This window comes from Sphingomonas spermidinifaciens (assembly GCF_002351485.1).
Taxonomy (GTDB): domain Bacteria; phylum Pseudomonadota; class Alphaproteobacteria; order Sphingomonadales; family Sphingomonadaceae; genus Sphingomonas; species Sphingomonas spermidinifaciens.
The window spans coordinates 538,519-556,911 of record NZ_NWMW01000001.1; the positions used below are offsets into that span (position 1 = coordinate 538,519).

Annotated in this window: 16 protein-coding genes; 5 read left to right on the top strand and 11 right to left on the bottom strand. The window is 67.7% G+C overall.

Features of this window, described 5'->3' with window-relative positions:
- Positions 1 to 996 carry a type II secretion system F family protein gene (locus tag COC42_RS02625; RefSeq protein ID WP_096341714.1) on the top strand — a complete coding sequence of 332 codons (996 nt, stop codon included), beginning with the start codon at positions 1 to 3 and terminating at the stop codon, positions 994 to 996.
- A gap of 52 nt (positions 997 to 1,048) precedes the next feature.
- A complete protein-coding gene (locus tag COC42_RS02630) occupies positions 1,049 to 1,591 on the top strand; it encodes a hypothetical protein (protein ID WP_096341715.1) in 543 nt (180 codons plus the stop codon).
- 239 nt (positions 1,592 to 1,830) lie between these two features.
- Here the strand turns inward: COC42_RS02630 and COC42_RS02635 are convergent, their stop codons facing one another.
- From COC42_RS02635 to hflK, 4 genes are all read right to left on the bottom strand, one after another.
- A complete protein-coding gene (locus COC42_RS02635) occupies positions 1,831 to 3,492 on the bottom strand; it encodes a helicase HerA-like domain-containing protein (RefSeq protein WP_096341716.1) in 1,662 nt (553 codons plus the stop codon).
- A 63-nt stretch (positions 3,493 to 3,555) separates the two neighbouring features.
- Positions 3,556 to 5,079: a trypsin-like peptidase domain-containing protein gene (locus COC42_RS02640; protein ID WP_096341717.1), complete on the bottom strand. Its 1,524-nt coding sequence runs from the start codon at positions 5,077 to 5,079 to the stop codon at positions 3,556 to 3,558.
- Between the two features lie 122 nt (positions 5,080 to 5,201).
- Positions 5,202 to 6,083, bottom strand: coding sequence for a protease modulator HflC (hflC, locus tag COC42_RS02645; protein ID WP_096341718.1), 882 nt, complete (start codon positions 6,081 to 6,083; stop codon positions 5,202 to 5,204).
- Positions 6,083 to 7,225, bottom strand: coding sequence for a protease modulator HflK (gene hflK, locus COC42_RS02650; protein WP_245843774.1), 1,143 nt, complete (start codon positions 7,223 to 7,225; stop codon positions 6,083 to 6,085). The genes hflC and hflK overlap by 1 nt, the downstream gene beginning before the upstream one ends.
- A 71-nt stretch (positions 7,226 to 7,296) precedes the next feature.
- Here hflK and COC42_RS02655 point away from each other — a divergent pair, with 71 nt between their 5' ends.
- Positions 7,297 to 8,241, top strand: a complete 945-nt coding sequence (locus COC42_RS02655; RefSeq protein ID WP_096341719.1) for an Mrp/NBP35 family ATP-binding protein — start codon at positions 7,297 to 7,299, stop codon at positions 8,239 to 8,241.
- 4 nt (positions 8,242 to 8,245) lie between these two features.
- Positions 8,246 to 8,677: a CoA-binding protein gene (locus COC42_RS02660; RefSeq protein WP_096341720.1), complete on the top strand. Its 432-nt coding sequence runs from the start codon at positions 8,246 to 8,248 to the stop codon at positions 8,675 to 8,677.
- A 12-nt stretch (positions 8,678 to 8,689) separates the two neighbouring features.
- Here the strand turns inward: COC42_RS02660 and COC42_RS18050 are convergent, their stop codons facing one another.
- From COC42_RS18050 to COC42_RS02685, 6 genes are all read right to left on the bottom strand, one after another.
- Positions 8,690 to 8,821, bottom strand: a complete 132-nt coding sequence (locus COC42_RS18050) for a hypothetical protein (protein ID WP_281253069.1) — start codon at positions 8,819 to 8,821, stop codon at positions 8,690 to 8,692.
- Positions 8,822 to 9,092: 271 nt separating this feature from the next.
- Positions 9,093 to 10,160, bottom strand: a complete 1,068-nt coding sequence (locus tag COC42_RS02665) for a GGDEF domain-containing protein (protein ID WP_245843775.1) — start codon at positions 10,158 to 10,160, stop codon at positions 9,093 to 9,095.
- A 97-nt stretch (positions 10,161 to 10,257) separates the two neighbouring features.
- A complete protein-coding gene (locus tag COC42_RS02670; protein ID WP_096341722.1) occupies positions 10,258 to 10,797 on the bottom strand; it encodes a peroxiredoxin in 540 nt (179 codons plus the stop codon).
- Between the two features lie 54 nt (positions 10,798 to 10,851).
- Positions 10,852 to 11,922 carry a phospholipase A gene (locus tag COC42_RS02675; protein ID WP_096341723.1) on the bottom strand — a complete coding sequence of 357 codons (1,071 nt, stop codon included), beginning with the start codon at positions 11,920 to 11,922 and terminating at the stop codon, positions 10,852 to 10,854.
- Between the two features lie 42 nt (positions 11,923 to 11,964).
- A complete protein-coding gene (locus COC42_RS02680; protein WP_096341724.1) occupies positions 11,965 to 12,585 on the bottom strand; it encodes a YbhB/YbcL family Raf kinase inhibitor-like protein in 621 nt (206 codons plus the stop codon).
- Position 12,586: 1 nt separating this feature from the next.
- On the bottom strand, positions 12,587 to 13,261 hold the full coding sequence (locus tag COC42_RS02685; protein ID WP_096341725.1) for a glutathione S-transferase family protein: 675 nt from the start codon (positions 13,259 to 13,261) through the stop codon (positions 12,587 to 12,589).
- 44 nt (positions 13,262 to 13,305) lie between these two features.
- On the opposite strand from COC42_RS02685, the gene COC42_RS02690 reads away from it, so the two are divergent.
- The gene (locus COC42_RS02690) at positions 13,306 to 13,863 is read left to right on the top strand and encodes a hypothetical protein (RefSeq protein WP_096341726.1); all 558 of its coding nucleotides are present in this window, start codon (positions 13,306 to 13,308) and stop codon (positions 13,861 to 13,863) included.
- 3 nt (positions 13,864 to 13,866) lie between these two features.
- Here COC42_RS02690 and gltB read toward each other — a convergent pair whose 3' ends face one another.
- Positions 13,867 to 18,387, bottom strand: a complete 4,521-nt coding sequence (gene gltB, locus COC42_RS02695; protein WP_096341727.1) for a glutamate synthase large subunit — start codon at positions 18,385 to 18,387, stop codon at positions 13,867 to 13,869.
- Between the last annotated feature and the right edge of the window lie 6 nt (positions 18,388 to 18,393).

The following is an 18,393-nucleotide window of genomic DNA, read 5'->3' on the forward strand; positions in this document are numbered from 1 at the left end:
ATGCCTACCGCACCCGGCCCTACCCTGCTCGGCTTCGACATCTATCTCGTCGCCACTCTTCTGTCCGCGGTCGCGGCGCTGGCGACGATCATGGCGATCTATGCCGCGGTCAGCATCCGCGATCCCATGGCGAAGCGCGTCAAGGCGCTCAACGACCGCCGCGAGCAGCTGAAGGCGGGCATCACCGCCTCGACCAGCAAGCGGCGCGCCAAGCTCGTCCAAAAGAACGACGCCGCCGACAGAATGCGCGACTTCCTGTCGTCGCTGAAGGTGCTTCAGGACGAACAGCTCAAGGTCGCGCAGCGCAAGCTCCTTCAGGCCGGCATCCGGTCGAAGGATTGGGCGGTCGCGGTGATCTTCGGCCGGCTGGTGATGCCGATCGTGCTCGGCGGGCCGATGCTCTACTGGGTCTATGGCACCGACGGCTTTGCCGACTGGTCGCCGCTCAAGGCCTATGGTCTTGTCGCGATGACGTTCATCGGCGCGTACAAGGCGCCCGACCTCTATCTGCAGAACAAGATCAAGAAGCGGTCGGACGCGATCCGCAAGGGCCTGCCCGACGCGCTCGATCTGCTCGTCATCTGCGCCGAGGCGGGCTTGACCGTTGACGCCGCCTTCCACCGCGTCGCACGCGAGCTCGGCCGCGCCTATCCAGAGCTCGGCGAGGAGTTCTCGCTGACCGCGATCGAGCTCGGCTTCCTCACCGACCGTCGCCAGGCGTTCGAGAACCTCGCGACCCGCGTCGATCTGGAGGCGGTGAAGGGCGTCGTCACGACGATGATCCAGACCGAGAAATACGGCACGCCCCTCGCCTCCGCCCTCCGCGTCCTGTCGGCCGAGTTCCGCAACGAGCGGATGATGCGCGCCGAGGAAAAGGCCGCGCGCCTGCCCGCGATCATGACGGTGCCGCTGATCCTGTTCATCCTGCCGACGCTGTTCGTCGTCATCCTTGGCCCTGCGGCCTGCGACATCAACGACGCACTGCTGGCGGGATAAGGGAACGGCCTGCCGGGCGCGCCGTTCAGCCTCCGTAACAGGAGGCGATGCGATGCTGTTTTCCACCCCTACCCAGTTCGCCGTGCTCGCGCTCTGCCTGGTTGCCGGCTGGCTGTTCGGCCTCGCCAGTCATCCCGGCGGTCGGAAGTGGAAGGAGCGCTATCGCACACAGGAAGCCGAGTTCAAGGCAAGCCGCGAAGGCCTAGCAACGCGCGATGCGCGCATCCGCGAGCTGGAGCGCGAACGCGATGAGGCCCTGCGACATCGCGCTAGCGGCACAGCGGCAACGGCGGTGGGCACGGCTGCGACCGCGACGGCAGCGGGCAGTTCGACGTCGCGCGGCGGCGGGTTCTTTGGCTGGGGCCGCGACAATCTGTCGCGCATCCACGGCATCGACGAGCCGACCGAACAGGCGCTCCGGGCCGAGGGCATCAAGACCTATGCAGCCATCGAGGCACTGACGCCCGCCGACGAAGCGGCGCTCGAGGACCGGCTAGGCTTCGGCCGCGGCCGCATCGCGCAGCAGCAATGGCGCGAACAGGCCGCGCTGCTTCGTGAGGGCCATGACGAGGAGCACGCCCGTCGCTGGGCGTAAGCGCCCGTTCATCGCACTCGGCGAGACGCATTCGTCGCCAGCGAAAGCTGGGATTCCCCTGTTACGGGGTGCGGCATGAGCTACGCGCGGGCTCGGGCTTCGCTGCGGCAACGACGTCACGAGCCTGGCTCAGAGAATGAAGAGGCGCGACCCCGGATCAACTCCGGGGGTGAAACACTCTGTCGGGACGGTATGGGTGCCAACTGCGTCACGCCGGAGTTGCACCGCTTCCTCGCACCTTACCCCCGGAACAAGCCCCCCAACACCCCGCGCAGGATCTTCGCGCCGATCCCGCCGCCGCGGCTCGAGCCGAACACCGCCTTGGTGACTTCGTTCGCTACGGTCCGGCCGACGGCCGACGAGGCCGACCGCGTGGCCGATGTCACCGCCTTGTTCCAGGGCGAGTTCGCCGCCTTGCGCTCGGCGGTTCGGCGGGCCCTTTCCGTCTCGCGCGCGGCGCGGTCGGCATCGCGCTGCGCGGCGATGCGGGCGCGTTCGTTCTCCTTGGCAAGGCGCGCAGCCTCCTTGGCCTCGGCCGCCTTCGCCTTCGCGTCCTCGGCGACCGCCTGGGCCTGCTGCGCCGCCGCTGCCGCTTCGCCCGCTTTCGCCGCAAGCAATTCTTCGGCGGACTCGCGGTCGATGCGTGTGTCGTACTTGTCTCCCACGCCGTCGGTTTGCGTAAGCACCCCGCGCTCGACCGGCGTCACCGGCCCCACCCGGCTGCGCGGCGGCTTGATCAGCGTGCGCGACACCGGCGACGGCGCGCCGTCGGGCTGGAGCAGCGAGACCAGCGCCTCGCCCACCTTGAGCTCGGTGATGACCGTCGCCACGTCGACGGTCGGGTTCGCGCGAAACGTCTCCGCCGCCGATCGAACGGCCTTCTCGTCGCGCGGGGTAAACGCGCGCAGCGCATGCTGAACGCGGTTGCCGAGCTGCCCGGCCACGCTCTCGGGAATGTCGATCGGGTTCTGCGTGACGAAATAGACGCCGACGCCCTTCGACCGGATCAGCCGCACCACCTGCTCCACCTTCTCGAGCAGCGCCGGCGGTGCGTCGTCGAACAGGAGATGCGCCTCGTCAAAGACGAAGACGAGCCTGGGTTTGTCGGGATCGCCGACCTCGGGCAGCGTCTCGAACAGCTCGGACAGCAGCCACAGGAGGAAGCTGGCGTATAGCCGCGGGCTCGCCATCAGCTTGTCGGCGGCGAGAATGTTGACGATGCCGCGACCGCTCTCGTCAAGCTGCATGAAGTCGCCGATGTCGAGCGCCGGCTCGCCGAAGAAATGCTCGCCCCCCTGCCCCCGCAGCTGGAGGAGCTGGCGCTGGATCGCGCCGACGCTCGCCTTGCTGACATTGCCGTAGGTGGTCGAAATCTCGTCCGCGCGGCTGGCGCATTCGGCGAGCATCGCCTGCAGGTCGTCGAGGTCGAGGAGCAGCAACCCCTCCTCGTCGGCGAGGTGGAAGGCGATCGAAAGCACGCCCTCTTGCGTGTCGTTCAGGCCCATCAGCCGCGCGAGCAGCAACGGCCCCATCTCGCTGACGGTGGTTCGGATCGGGTGGCCCTGTTCCCCGAACAGATCCCAGAACTGGACAGGGCATTCGCGGTAGGACCAGCCGCTGTCGCCGATTTCGGCCGCGCGTTCCGCGAAGATGGCATGCGTCTTGGCCTGCGGCGAGCCGGCCATGGCGAGGCCGGACAGGTCGCCCTTCACATCGGCGACGAAGACGGGGACGCCCGCGTCGGAAAAGCCCTCGACCAGCCCCTGAAGCGTCACGGTCTTCCCGGTGCCGGTCGCACCGGCGATCAGGCCATGGCGGTTGGCGCGCTTGAGGACGAGCGCCTGGGGATCGACACCGCCCGCCCCCGCCCCGATGAAGATCGACCCACCGACATCCGCCATTCCCGCCACTCCTGCTGATATACGGCAGGAATAGGCGGAAACGGCGGGTTCGTCAGCAGCCGATCAGTTGGGCGTCGCAGCCAGCGACAGCGCGAGGTAGCGGGCGACACCGCGCCGCTGCATCTGAATCACCACCGACGGTCGGCGCGCCGCCCGGGCGGCGGCGACCTGACGCTGGAAATCGGCCGCGGTCAGCACCGGCTGACCGCCGACCGAGGTGATGACGTCGCCGCGCTGAAGGCCCTTGGTCGCGGCATCGCTCGACGGGTCGACGGCCGCGATGACGAGACCGCGGGTCGTCACCTCGACGCCGATCGAACGGGCAATCTGCGGCGTCAGCGGCTGCACCGTGAGCCCCAGCGTCGCCGCGCCCGAAGGCACTGCGGGCCCCGGATTGTCACCCGGCGCCTGGTTCTGGTCATCCATCTGAAAGCCGGCCAGTTCCTCGTCGCTCGGCCGCGTACCGACCGTGGCGGTGACATTTACGCGGCGGCCGTCGCGGATCAACTCGATCGGAATGCGCGTGCCCGGCGCCGAATTGGCGACGAGATAGCTCAGCGAGTTCTCCGGATTGACGTCGCGGTTATTGACGCGGACGATCACGTCGCCCTCACGGATTCCGGCGCGCTCGGCGGCCTGGCCCGGCTCGACCCGCGCGATCAGTTCACCGCGATTGCGCTCGATGCCGAGTCCGGCGGCGAGATCATCGTCGATTGGCTGGATGCCAACACCCAGATAGCCGCGCTGCGGTGCGCGGCCCTTCATCAGCGTATCGACGATCGGCCGCGCCTGCTCCGCGGGGATGGCGAAGCCGATGCCGACATTGCCGCCGGTGGGGCTTAGGATCTGCGAGTTGATGCCGATGACATTGCCCTGCATGTCGAACAGCGGCCCGCCCGAATTGCCGCGATTGATCGAGGCATCGGTCTGAATGAAACGGTCGAACGGCCCACCGCCGGTCACGCGGTTGACTGACGAGATGATGCCCGCCGTCACCGATCCGCCCAGACCGAAGGGGTTGCCGATCGCGACCACCCAGTCGCCGACGCGCGCCGCGCCCGAATTGCCGAAGCGCACGAACGGGAACGTCGTACCCTCGATCTTGAGGACCGCGAGGTCCGAGGTCGGATCGCGGCCCACCACCTTGGCGGTGAACTCGCGCCGGTCGGCAAGCGTCACCTTCACCGATTCGACCGTGGCATTGGGCGAACCGGCCGAGATGACGTGGTTGTTGGTGACGACATAGCCGTCGGCCGAAATGAGGAAGCCCGAGCCGAGCGATTGGCCTTCCTGCGTACGCGGACGGCCACCGCCCTGCTGGCCGAAGAACTGCTCGAATGGCGTGCCCGCGAACGGATTTGACGGCACCGTCACACGCTGCGTCGTCGAGATGTTGACGACCGCGGGCTGGAGCTTGGCCACCATGTCGGCAAAGCTCATCGGCGCCCCGGCACGCGGCGCGGCGGAATTGATCGCACCCGGCTCGTTCTGGGCGGTCTGCGCCGAGGTGATCGAGGGCTGGACGGCGAGAGTGGCGGCGGCGCCGCCGAGGAGGAGCGCACTGGTGATCGCGTAGGCGTAACGCACGAAATCAGGTTCCTTCCAGACTGTGGTTTACAATTGTTTTCGCAAACCGATGCTGAACTGCGTTTGAATGTGAACGGACGGTCAGATTGCCCGACTCGTCCGATCCCTCTTTGGTTCCGCCCTTAGTTTCCGCGGCCGCCGCGCGTGAAGGCGCGGAGGTAATCGTTTTGTGGCGACAGGATGATCGACGTGCCGCCGCGCTCACCATCGCCATCGGCGCCAAAGCTATAGCGATAGGACTGCATCGCGCGATAGAAGTCGTAGAACTCGGCATCCTTGCCGAAGCTGGCGGCATAGACGCGCGCGGCCTCGGCATCGGCATTCGCGCGGACGATCTGCGCCTCGCGCAGCCCCTGCGCCTCGATCGTCAGCGCCTCCTGACGCCGGGCCGTCGCCATTCGGCGTAGCGCCGATTCGAGCGGCGTGCCGGTCGGCAGGTCGGCCTTGCGGATGCGCACATCGACGATCTCGGCGCCGTACTGGCGTGCGACGCGATCAAGGGCGATCTGGATATTGTCCATCACCTGCGCCCGCTCGGGGCTGAGCAGCGTCGAGAAGGGCCGCTTGCCGAGTTCGTTCCGCAGGGCCGAGGACAGCAGCGGCCGAAGCTGGTCGGCTACGCGCTGCTCGGTGTTCGCGGTCGAGCCCGTCGAGATCACCGCCTGAAGCGGGTTCACGACGCGGAAACGGGCAAAGGCATCGACCTCCAGCCGCAGCTGGTCGGTCGAAAGCACCGGCTGGTTGTCGAGCTCGATGTCGAGCACGCGCTTGTCGATCCAGACCATGCGGTCGAAGAACGGGATCTTGGCGATGATGCCCGCCCCCGTCCGCCCGAACTGCTCGCGCGGCTGATACTGGTTGATGAGTGAGATCGGCTTCTGGAAGCGCAGAATGACCGCCTGCTTGGTCTCGGGCACGATCGCAAAGGTGTTGGCGAGCAGCACGACCAGCGCGAGCAGGAGGATGCCGATCGCCATCGGGTTTCGGAACAGGCGGGCGTTCATCAATTGCCTCCCTGCGGCGCGGCGGGCGGTGTCTGGGGCTGTGCCGGCTCCTGCGCGGCGGGCGGCGTCGGCTCGCGGCGACGGCCCGACGCCTCGGGCAGCGGCAGATAGGGGGTCACCCCCGGCGCCTCGACCACCGTCTTGTTCGACTTGGCGAGCACCGCCTCCATCGTCTCATAATAGAGGCGGCGGCGGGTCACTTCGGGCGCCTGGCGGTACTGCTCATAGATCTTGTCGAACGACGCCGCCTCGCCCTGCGCCCGCGCGACGATCTGCTGGGCATAGGCGCGTGCCTGGTTGATGTTTGCCTGTGCCTGCTGCTGCGCGGCGCTCACCGCCTTAAAGTCCTCGTCTACAGCCTGAGGCGCGACCGCCTGTTTGATCGCGACGCCGAGCACGCGGACGCCAGAATTATACTCGTCGAGGATCGCCTGCATCCGCTGCTGCACGTCGGCCTCGATATTGGTGCGGCCGGCGCCGATCGCCTCGTTCAGCGTCGCGCTGGCGACTGCCGCGCGCATCGAACTTTCGGCGACCGCGCGCACGGTGTCGCGCGGATTGGCGAGCTGAAAGGCGTAATCCTCGGCGTTCTGGATGTTCCAGCGCACCGAATAGGCAAGATCGATGATGTTCTGATCCTCGGTCAGCATCAGGTTTTCGGTCGCGGCCTGGGGGAAGTCCTCGACGCGATTTTCCTGGACATCGACCTTCTGCACTGACGCGACCGGCGCAGGCAGCGTGAACTGGATACCGGGGTTGAGCGTCGTCGAATAGCGACCAAACAGCGAGACCACGCCCTTTTCCTGCGGGGCGATCGAATGGACCGAGGTAAAGGCGACCCAGACGAGGACCAGCAGGCCTATCGCCGCGAACCAGATATTCTGGCCGCCGGGAATCTGGAAATTACCACCGCCGGGAAAGCCGCCGCCCCCGCCGCCTCCGCGTGCGCGCTTCAGGAATTCGTCGAGCGAGGTCGCGTTGGGTTTGGGCCGGCGGCCCTCCGGCGGGAAGGCCCATGGGTTGCGCGGGCCGCCATCGCCGCCACCATTGCCGGAACCGCCGCCACTGCCGCCCCACGGCCCCTTGGGGTTGTCGTTGCGAAGCACGCGACCGCGCGCCATCCAGCCCATCCATCCTGTCATGTGGGTCTTTATAGGGGGCCGCGCGGCGATTAACAGTGGCGCGAAAGGGCGTATCCCCTAGATGGACGCGCATGGACCCTAGGCAACAGCTCGACGCCCTGCTCGCCCCCCTTGCTGCCGGCCGCGCCACCGTGCGGGTCGAGGGTGAGCGCGCCAGCATCATCCTCGACGTGAGCGGTTTGTCCGAGCGTGCGCGCGAGGCGCTGGCGGCGGAGGTCGAGGCTACGGCGCGCACCGTGCCGGGCATTGCCGGAGTGCGCGTCGCGCAAACCAGCCAGCGCACCGCCCGCCGCCTCATCGCGGTCGCCAGCGGCAAGGGCGGCGTCGGCAAGTCCACCGTCTCGACCAATCTCGCCGCCGCGCTGGCCGCGGCCGGGCGCAGCGTGGGCATGGTCGATGCCGACATCTACGGCCCCTCGCAGCCGCGCCTGCTGGGGGTCGAGGGCGTGAAGCCCGAGGCGCGCGACAACAAGCTGGTGCCCGTTCCCACCGCCGCCGGCGTGCCGCTGCTGTCGGTCGGGCAGCTGGTCGGGCCGGACAAGGCGCTGGCCTGGCGCGGGCCGATGGCAACCAATGCGCTCACGCAGCTGATCGACGGCGACTGGAGCGGAACCGGTACGATCGTCGTCGACATGCCGCCCGGCACCGGCGACGTTCAGCTGACGATGATCCAGAAGCACAAGCCCGCGGGCGTCGTCATTGTCTCGACCCCGCAGGATCTGGCGCTGATCGACGCGCGGCGAGCGATCGACCTGTTCCGGCAGACGGGCGTGCCGGTGATCGGCCTGGTCGAAAACATGGCGGGCTATGCCTGCCCGCATTGCGGCGAGGTATCCGACCCTTTCGGCTCAGGCGGCGCGGAGGCGGCGGCGGCAGCGATGGGCATCCCCTTTCTCGGTCGCGTGCCGCTCGCCATGGCGATCCGCGAGGCTTCGGACGCGGGGAACGTGGCCGAGCGCACGGCGTTCGAAGGGATCGCGGCCCGCGTGGCCGACTGGATCGACCACCAGGGATAGGGCCATGCCGCTGACCGCCGACGACGATATCCGCGCGCTTCTAGAGGGCGCACGCACGATCGCGCTGGTGGGGGCGAGCGACCGGCCCGACCGGCCGAGCTACGGCGTGATGGCGACGCTACAGCAGCACGGCTATCGCGTGATCCCGGTCAATCCCGCGATCACGGGTGAACATCTGCATGGTGAGTTCGTGTTCCGCGAGCTGGAGCAGCTCGGTGACCCGATCGACATCGTCGACATCTTCCGCCGATCCGACGCTGCGGGCGAGGTCGTCGATCAGGCGATCGCGGTCGGTGCAAAGGCGGTGTGGATGCAGCTTGGCGTCGTCAACGAGGCGGCAGCGGCGCGAGCCGAGGCGGCGGGCCTCAAGGTCGTAATGGACAGCTGTCCCGCGATCGAGTTGCGGCGGCTGAACATCGCGCCGATCAGCGGATAAGCGGACGCCGGGTCAGCCGATCAGGCTGTTCCCGGCGCCGAGGAAGAGGATCAGCGCCGCCGTCGCGAAGAAGGACAAGGCGCCGATCCTGACACTTTCGATCATCGCACCCGGCGCTTTACCGGTGCGGCCGCGCGCGATCATGCGAAGGGCACGGCGGGCGACGAGGCGGCCACGAGCACCGCGGTGAAGAACAGCGCGCCGACCAGCGAGACGGCCGAGTTCTGGAGCGTGGAAAGGCGAAGCGACATGGTTTGAACTCCCCGATTTCGGCCTGGCGGACCATCCGGCGGCCGATGCCAAGGTGTTTGCAGGGGCTGTGCCAGTTTCGAAAACGCAGGGGAAACCGGCGTTTTCTGATCACGAAACGACGAAGTTCGTATTTTCAACCAACCCTATTGGTGAAATCCGCCAATCAGATGGCGGTCTCCGCATCCGAGAAGATGCGATCGCGCCCCGCGGCCTTAGCGGCGTAGAGCAGCGCATCGGCACGCTCGAACACTTGCTCCAACCGCTCGGCATGGTTGGACGCGCTGATCCCGGTCGAGAAGGTGACGGTACCGATCAGCTCGTCACTCTCGCGCACGCGCAGACGCCGGCGCGCCATGGTAGCGCGGGCAACGTCGATCGCCGCGATCGCCTGTGCCAGGTCGCCATCGAACAGCACCGCGAACTCCTCCCCACCATGGCGCGCGACGAGATGATCGGGACAGGCGTCGGCGAGCGTGGCGGCGACGGCGCGGAGCACGCGATCGCCGACCGCATGGCCGAACCGGTCGTTGACCGCCTTGAAATGGTCAACGTCGCAGACCGCGACGCACGGGTTTCGGCCCGCCGCCAACCGCTCGGCGAACGCCTGTTCGAAGGCACGCCGGTTGGGCAGCCCGGTCAGCGGATCGCTGAGCGCATCGCCGCGCGCTTCCTCCAGCGCCTGGCGCAGTTCCTCGGCCTCGTGTCGCGCATCTTCAAGCTGGTGCTCGGCCTCGCGCACGCGGCCGATCATCGCGCTGGTGATGCGAGCGACATCGTCGACGAACAGCCGCGACGATCCCTGCTCGACGCGGCTGCGCTCGATCGCATCGGCGCTCGCGATCAGTTCGCGGCCAAAATCGCGGGTATGGCTGTGCATTCGCACCACGACATCGGTAAAGCCGTCCATCTGGCTCTGCGCCCGCGCGGCGAGCAGTTCGACCTTGTCCGGCTCGGCATCTTGGCCGGCCGCCGCCGCGCGTTCCGCGCGCAGCCCCAGTTCGTCGAGATCGCGCTGGCTCAGGCGAACGCCGCCATCGGTGCGCGCCGCGATCGACTTGGCGAGGTCGCCGGCCGGATCGGTCAGCACCGCATAGGCGAGCGCATAATTGGCGGGCGTCGGCGCCATCGCCTGCGCAAAGAGGAAGTCGCCGATCCGCTTGTAGAGCGCGCGGGTGGCGATGCCGCCAACGGCATCGGGCAAATGCTCGAGCGGCGGCATCTTCCTTCGCATGGCCCCCCCGACGATCCGGCCCCCCCGGCTCGACAAGCTGCGTGTCTTAATCTCGAATGCCTAACAACTGGTCAGCAAAGGCGCAGAAACGGGTGATTTAGCGCGCCTTCAGCCCCTTCACGGCGGCCAGAGTTTGACGGACGTGATCGACGGGGCTCATGTCGCTGTGGACGAACGCGACCCTGCCGTCGCGCGCGATGACATAGCTGGTCCGGTCGCTCATCGGCCGGGTCATGCCCGGCCGGTCGAGCAGCACGTCATACTGTCGGAGCAACGCCGGGCTTGCGCTGGCGACCGGAAACTTGCCCGCGCAATGCTCTGTCGAGAATTTCTGGAGCTGCGGCACCGCGTCGGCCGACATGCCAATCACCTGCGCGCCCGCCGCGCGGAACTGCGGCACCGCCTCGGCAAAAGCCTTGGCCTCGGCATTGCAACCCGAAGTGAAGGCGGCAGGGAAGAAATAGAGGACGACCGGCCCCTTCCTGAGCTGCTGGGCCAGGTTCACGCGAAACACCTTGCCGGCGAGCGCACCCTGTGTCGTGAAGTCGGGCGCCTTGACCCCGGGCGCGAGCGCGGCGGCGGCGGGCAGCGCCAAACTGGCGGCGGCGATGACGGCGGCGGTGCGGACGATACGCATGGTCGATCTCTCCCTGGCTTGCCCCTTGCTACGCCGCCCCGCGCGCGCTGTCGATTACCGGCTAAGGGCGATTCCGAACCGGACGTGCGTGTCGCGGCGGTCATAGTCGTCCAGCGCCTCGCCATAGCCGGTAAAGCCCTGGCCAAAGGCATGGATGCCAAGCCCCCATCCGAGCCGGGCGAGCGGGTAGGAGGCGAACAGCTCGCCCGCCCCGCGCCCCGTCCCCGGATTGCCGCGCGCGACCAACTGGAGCTTGAGACCGTCGGTTCGCCCGATCGCGGCGCCCACCTGGCCATAACCGAGATACCGCTCGATATCGCCCGCCACGCCCTGGTTGCCGACAAAGAACCAGAGTTGCGGGCTCACCTCCGCATACCAGCGGTCGCCGAGATCGAAGCGGCGGGTCAGGCGCGCATAGATGCGGTTGACGTCGATCGACCCGGCGGCGCCCCGACCGTTCGATTCGTGCGAATAGCCTACCGCCGCGACCGCATCCTGCGTCAGCGGGACTTCGTAGAAGACTTCGGGATTGTAGTTGGTCGACACGAATGGGCCGGACGGCAGGTCGATGCGCCAGAACATCGTCTGCGTATACGCAAAACGCAGCCCGTTGAGCGCGCCGTTGGTTTCGAACGGCTGGAAGGCGAAGCTGAACTGGAGCTTCGCACCCGCATCATCGAGTCCGAACGCGCCATAGGTCGGGCGATAGGGCGTAAAGCGCGAGGCGATGGACGATGCCGTGCCTGCCGACCCCAGCACCTCCTGCTCGCGAGAGGCGGCGATCGCCTCGGCCGCCTCGGTAGCCGGGGTCGCGGGCATCGGCACGGCCGCCTCGGCAGCGGCGACCGGTGCGGGACGATAGCGGGCCCGCCCGAACCCGCCCGCCGGCACCGGCAGCAGCGCTGGACCGTCACGCACAAGGGTCAGACGCGAACCGTCGGCCGCCGTCACCTCGATCGTGTCCGGCGCGCGCGGGTCGACGGGCGCGGCGCTTTCGTTGGGAAAGAACACCGTCACCCCCGCCTCGGCCGCCTGGGCGGAGGCAGGCTGTTGCGGCACCGGCGCGATCTGCGCGGCGGCGGGCACTGCCGCGAAAAGGGTGGGCAGGATCAGGATCGGTCGCATAGCAGCTTTGCCTTGCACGCGCATGTGACGGTTCGGCGGCAGTCAGCCGCCCGCGGGGACAGCGGCGGCGGCGGGTCCCACGGGCTTCTCCTCGCCGCGGGAATAGGTGCCGGTCAGCACGCCCGCCGCGAGCACCCGGCCGCTCATCGCCTTCAGCATCGCCGAGCGGCTGGGGTTGCGCTTCAGGTCCGGCCCCTCGCCAAGCGCGAACAGCTGAAAGGCATAATGGTGAACGCCATGGCCGGTCGGCGGATCGGGGGGCAGCCAGCCTTCCGCCAGATAGCTGTTGCGACCGACATCGCCGCCCTCTCCGCCCGCGCCGTCCGCAACGATCGCGCCTTCCTTCAATTCGCCGTCGCCGGCGGGCAGATCCCAGACGACGGCGTGGACCAGCGGCGACGGGGTCGGCGCGTCGGCATCCTCGACCAGCAGCGCCATGCGGACCGCCTCGACGGGAACCCCCGTCCAGAACAAGGGCGGCGACACCCCCTCGCCGTCGGCGGTGAACCGTTCAGGCAGCCGAGCACCGTTGGCAAAGGCCGGGCTGGCAAGGTTGAGCGACACGAAGCTGCCGAGCCCCGGCTGCACGATCGCCAGCTTCTCCTCGCCCGCGCGCAGGCCTTTCAGCGCCTTGCCCAGCCAGCCGGGAACGTGCTCGAGCATGTCAGTGATCCAGCTTCTCATAGTCGGCGTGCGGGGCAATCACCTCCATCCGCTCGGCAAGCAGCGGCCGGAACGACGGGCGGCTCTTCATGCCCAGATACCAGCGCTTGGTCTGCTCATGGCTCTTCCAGTCGATGCCGCCGAGATAATCGGCGACCGAAATCTGCGCCGCGGCGGCCAGGTCGGCAAGGCTGATCGTCGATCCCGCCAACCACTGACGATGGTCGAGCAGGTAATCGACATAATCGAGATGCGCGACCGCCGCCTTCATCGCCTCGCGCAACCGGCCCGCATCCGGGGCCGTCCGCAGCACCAGGCGCTTTTCCATCCGCTCGGTCAGCAGGGGGCGCGTGATGTCGCGATAGAAATGGACGTCGAACCACGTCACCAGCCGTCGGATCTCCGCCCGGTCGGCGGCGGTCCCGTTGATCATCGCCGCCTTGTCGACGGTCTCCTCGAAATATTCGCAGATCGCCATCGAATCGATCATTGGCCGCCCCGGCCGCTCGGCATGGACCATCACCGGCGTCTCGCCGGCTGGATTCATGTCGATGAACTCGTCGCGCCGCAGCCAGGGCGACTCCCGCACCGGCTCGTATCCCACTCCCTTCTCGGCCAGCAGCAGCCGGACCTTGCGCGAAAAGGGACAGAGCGGGAACTGGTAGAGAAGCCACATGCCCGTCTGTTATCGGGGCCGCCATCCAAGGGGAAGAGGCGAGCGTGGAAAGCATCATCTGGTTGTCGGGCGCGTGGCTCGTCTCGCGCTGGCGACCTCGCGACGACTGGGCATGGGCGGCGGCGACGATGCTGGCATGCGTGGCAGGCACCACCCTGCCCGACCTCGATTTCACGATGATGCTCGCCCATCGGAGCGCGCTGACGCACAGCGTGCTCCCGGTCCTTCTGCTGGCGGCACGGCGCGGCGGGAGGGCGATTGCCCCCGGCCTCGCGATCGGCCTCGGCGTCCATCTGGCGGCCGACTGCTTTCCCAACGCGATGCGCGGCTACGCCATGGTCAAACTGCCGTTGGCCGGATCGATCGGGCGCGACGCATCGTATCTGTGGCTGACGGTCAACGCGTTTGCGGCGATGGCGATCGGTATCTTCTGGCAACCGCGCCCGGTCACCGTCAGCTGGCGGTTCGCGGCGCTGATTGGTTGTGCCGGGATCGGCGCGGCGTATCTTTTCGTCACCGATGGGGGCTGGCCGGCGCTGTCGCTGTTCGGCCTGGCCGGATGGCTGGCGGTGCGCCGGCGCAGGGCCGCGCGCACCGCCTGACCGCTACTCCGCCGCGACCACCTCCGGTGCCGTCCGGTCATCGATCGGCACTTCGAGCCGCTCGAGCATCTCGCGCGGGACGACCTGCCAGAAGGCGCCGCGCGTCCGGTCCCAATCCTCGAGCAGGCCGGTCGACCATTTGCTGTCGGTAACCTCGGCATGACGCTCGACCAGACCCTTGAGCACCCCTTCCCAGTGCGCGGAGGCGAGGCGCTGCCAGATCAGGCTCTCGCCATTGGCACGTTCGGGGAACTTGCCGTCGGGATCGTAGACGAACGCCATGCCACCGGTCATGCCCGCGCCGAAATTGGTACCGACCTCGCCCAGCACCACGGCGATGCCGCCGGTCATATACTCGCAGCCATTGGCGCCGCAGCCCTCGACCACCACCTTCGCGCCCGAGTTGCGCACGGCGAAGCGCTCGCCCGCCTGGCCCGCGGCGAAGAGTTCGCCCGAGGTCGCGCCGTAGAGGACGGTATTTCCGAGGATCGTGTTCTCCTGACTGGCAAGCGGCGAGGAGACCATCGGTCGCACGACGATGCGCCCGCCCGACAGCCCCTTGCCGACATAGTCGTTGGCGTCGCCGAACACCTCCAGCGTCACGCCCTTGCACAGGAACGCGCCGAGCGACTGGCCCGCGCTTCCGCGCAGGCGGACATGGACGTGATCGTCGGCCAGCTTCGACATGCCGAACCGCCGTGTCAGCTCGCTCGAAAGCCGCGTGCCGACCGCGCGGTGGGTGTTGCGAACCGAGTAGGTGAGCTGCATCTTCTCGCCGCGCGCGAAAACGGGCGCGGCATCCTTGATCATCTGCGCGTCGAGGCTGTCGGGCACCTCGTTGCGGAAGGTCGACAGGCTGAACCGCCGCTCGGCATCGGTCGCATCGACCTTGGCGAGAATGGGGTTGAGGTCGAGGTCGTCGAGATGCTCGGCGCCGCGACTGACCTGACGCAGCAACTCGGTGCGGCCGATCACCTCGTCAAGGCTCCGGACGCCGAGCCGCGCGAGGATCTCGCGCACTTCCTCGGCGATGAAGGTCATGAGGTTGATGACCTTCTCGGGCGTGCCGACGAACTTGGCGCGCAGCTTCTCGTCCTGCGTGCAGACACCCACCGGGCAGGTGTTCGAATGGCACTGGCGCACCATGATGCAGCCCATTGCGACGAGGCTCAGTGTGCCGATGCCGAACTCCTCGGCGCCCAGGATCGCGGCGATGACGATGTCGCGTCCGGTCTTGAGCCCGCCATCGGTGCGCAGCTTCACCCGCCCGCGCAGGCCGTTGAGCGTCAGCGTCTGGTTGACCTCGCTCAGCCCCATTTCCCACGGCGTGCCGGCATACTTGATCGACGTCTGCGGGCTGGCGCCCGTGCCGCCGACATGGCCGGAGACGAGGATGACGTCGGCATGCGCCTTCGCCACGCCCGCCGCGACGGTGCCGATGCCCGCCGAACTGACCAGCTTGACGCAGACGCGGGCGCGCGGGTTGATCTGCTTCAAGTCGTAGATGAGCTGCGCCAGATCCTCGATCGAATAGATGTCGTGGTGCGGCGGCGGGCTGATGAGCGTGACACCCGGCGTCGAATGACGCAGCCGCGCGATGAACTCGGTCACCTTGAAGCCGGGCAGCTGGCCGCCCTCGCCGGGCTTGGCCCCCTGCGCCACCTTGATCTCGATCTCGTCACAGGCGTTGAGATATTCCGCCGTCACGCCGAACCGGCCAGACGCTACCTGCTTGATGACCGAGTTGGCGTTGTCGCCATTGTCATAGGGCTGGTAGCGGACCTTGTCCTCGCCGCCCTCGCCCGACACCGCTTTGGCGCCGATGCGGTTCATCGCGATCGCCAGCGTCTCGTGCGCCTCGGGGCTGAGTGCGCCGAGCGACATGCCGGGGGTGACGAAGCGCTTGCGAATCTCGGTGATCGCCTCGACCTGATCGATGTTCACCCCCTCGCGCGGGAAATTGAACTCGAGCAGGTCGCGCAGATAGACGGGCGGCAGGTCGCGCACCCCGCGCGAGAATTGCAAGTAGGTCGAATAGCTGTCGGTCGACACCGAGCTTTGCAGCAGGTGCATCAGCTGCGCCGAATAGGCGTGGACCTCGCCCGAATGTCGCTGGCGATAGAAGCCGCCGATCGGCAGATTGACGATCGCGGCATCGAACGCCGCCGCATGCCGGTCGCTGGCATTGACGTAGAGCGAGGCATAGCCCTCGCCCGAGATCTTGGCGGGCATGCCGGGGAACAGGTCGGCCACCAGCGCGCGGCTCAATCCCACCGCCTCGAAATTATAGCCGCCGCGATAGCTGGAGATCACCGCGATCCCCATCTTCGACATGATCTTCAAGAGCCCCTCGTCGATCGCCTTGCGGTAGCGCTTGAGGCAGTCAGCGAGGGTAAGATCGCCGAACAACCCGCGCGCGTGCCGGTCGGCGATCGCCGCTTCCGCCAGATAGGCATTCACCGTCGTCGCGCCGACGCCGATCAGCACCGCGAAGTAATGCGTGTCGAGGCATTCGGCCGTCCGCACGTTGACGCTTGCGTAGGAGCGCAGCCCCCGGCGGACGAGGTGCGTGTGGACGGCGGCGGCGGCGAGCACGCCGGGAATCGCGACGCGATCCTCGTCGATCCGCTCGTCGGTCAGGAACAGTTCGGTCCGCCCCTCGCGCACCGCCTGCTCGGCCTGTTGGCGAAGCTGCGCGATCGCAGCGCGCAGACCCTCGGGACCGCTACCCGCCTCGAACGTCGTGTCGATCTCCGCCGACTGGCCACCGAAATAGGCCTTGAGGCGCGCCCATTCGCTGCCGACGAGCACCGGCGATTCGAGTATCAAGACCCGGCCCTTAGCCGCCTCGACATCAAGAATGTTGGCGAGGTTCCCGAAGCGCGTCTTCAGGCTCATCACATGCCGTTCGCGCAGCGGGTCGATCGGCGGGTTCGTCACCTGGCTGAAATTCTGGCGGAAGAACTGGCTGATGAGGCGCGGCTTGTCGCTGATGACGGCAAGCGGCGTGTCGTCGCCCATCGAGCCGACCGCCTCCTTCGATGTCTCGACCATCGGCGCAAGGATCAGCTCCATGTCCTCAAGCGTCTGCCCTGCCGCTACCTGTCGGCGCGCCAGCTCGGCACGATCGAAGCGGACGGCTTCCTCCTCGACCTGCGGCAGGTCAGCGACCGACAGATAGCCGGCGATCATCGCGGCATAGTCGTGCTCACCCGCGATCCGATCCTTGATCTCGCGGTCGTGGAACAGCCGTCCTTCGGCGAGGTCGACGGCGATCATCTCGCCCGGCCCCAGCCGGCCCTTCTCGACCACGCTCGTCTCGGGCACGACAACCATGCCCGTCTCGGAGCCCACGATCAGCAGGCCGTCGGCGGTGCGCGTGTAGCGCAGCGGACGCAGCGCATTGCGGTCAAGCCCCGCGACCGCCCAGCGACCGTCGGTCATCGCGAGCGCGGCGGGGCCGTCCCACGGCTCCATCACGCTCGCGAGATAGGTGTACATCGCCACATGCGCTGGCGGCATGTCGGCGCGGCCCTGCCACGCCTCGGGCACCAGCATCAGCTTGGCGGTGGGCGCGTCGCGGCCCGAGCGGCAAATCGCCTCGAACGTCGCGTCGAGCGCGGCGGTGTCGCTGGCGCCCGCAGGAATGACAGGCTTGATGTCCTCCGAATGCTCGCCGAACGCGATCGAGGCCATCTTGATCTCGTGGCTCAGCATCCAGTTCTTGTTGCCGCGGATCGTGTTGATCTCGCCATTGTGCGCCAGGCACCGGAACGGCTGCGCCAGCCACCATTGCGGAAAGGTGTTGGTCGAATAACGCTGATGAAAGATCGCGACGCGGCTTTCGAACCGCTCGTCCTCAAGGTCCGGATAGAATTCGCTGAGGCTCTCCGCCAGGAACAGGCCCTTGTAGATGATCGATCGGCAGGACAGCGAGCAGATGTAAAAACCGGTGATCTGCGCGGCGATGATCGCCTTCTCGATCCGGCGGCGGACGAGGTAGAGGTTCTTTTCGAACTCGCTCTCGTCCTGCTCCGCCGGCAGCGGCCCGGCGATCATAATCTGCTCGATCTCGGGCCGGGTCGCCTGCGCCTTCTGCCCGATCACCGACACATCGACGGGCACCTGCCGCCAGCCATAGATGGTGTAGCCGGCCTCGATGATCGCCGCCTCGACGATCGTGCGGCACGTCTCCTGCGCGCCAAGGTCGGTGCGCGGCAGGAACACCATGCCGACGGCAAGCCGGTTCGGGAGCACCCGATGTCCGCTCGCGACGACGGCGTCGTCGAAGAAGCGGTGCGGCAGGTCGACATGGATGCCCGCGCCGTCGCCGGTCTTGCCATCGGCATCGACCGCGCCGCGGTGCCAGACGGCGCGCAGCGCGTCGATCGCCGACTGCACGACCCGGCGCGACGGCTTGCCGTCGGTCGCAGCGACGAGGCCGACGCCGCAGGCATCTCCCTCGAACTCGGGGCGGTACATGCCGTGCGCGGCGAGGCGGAGGCGTTCGGTTTCGAAAGTCATGGCAGG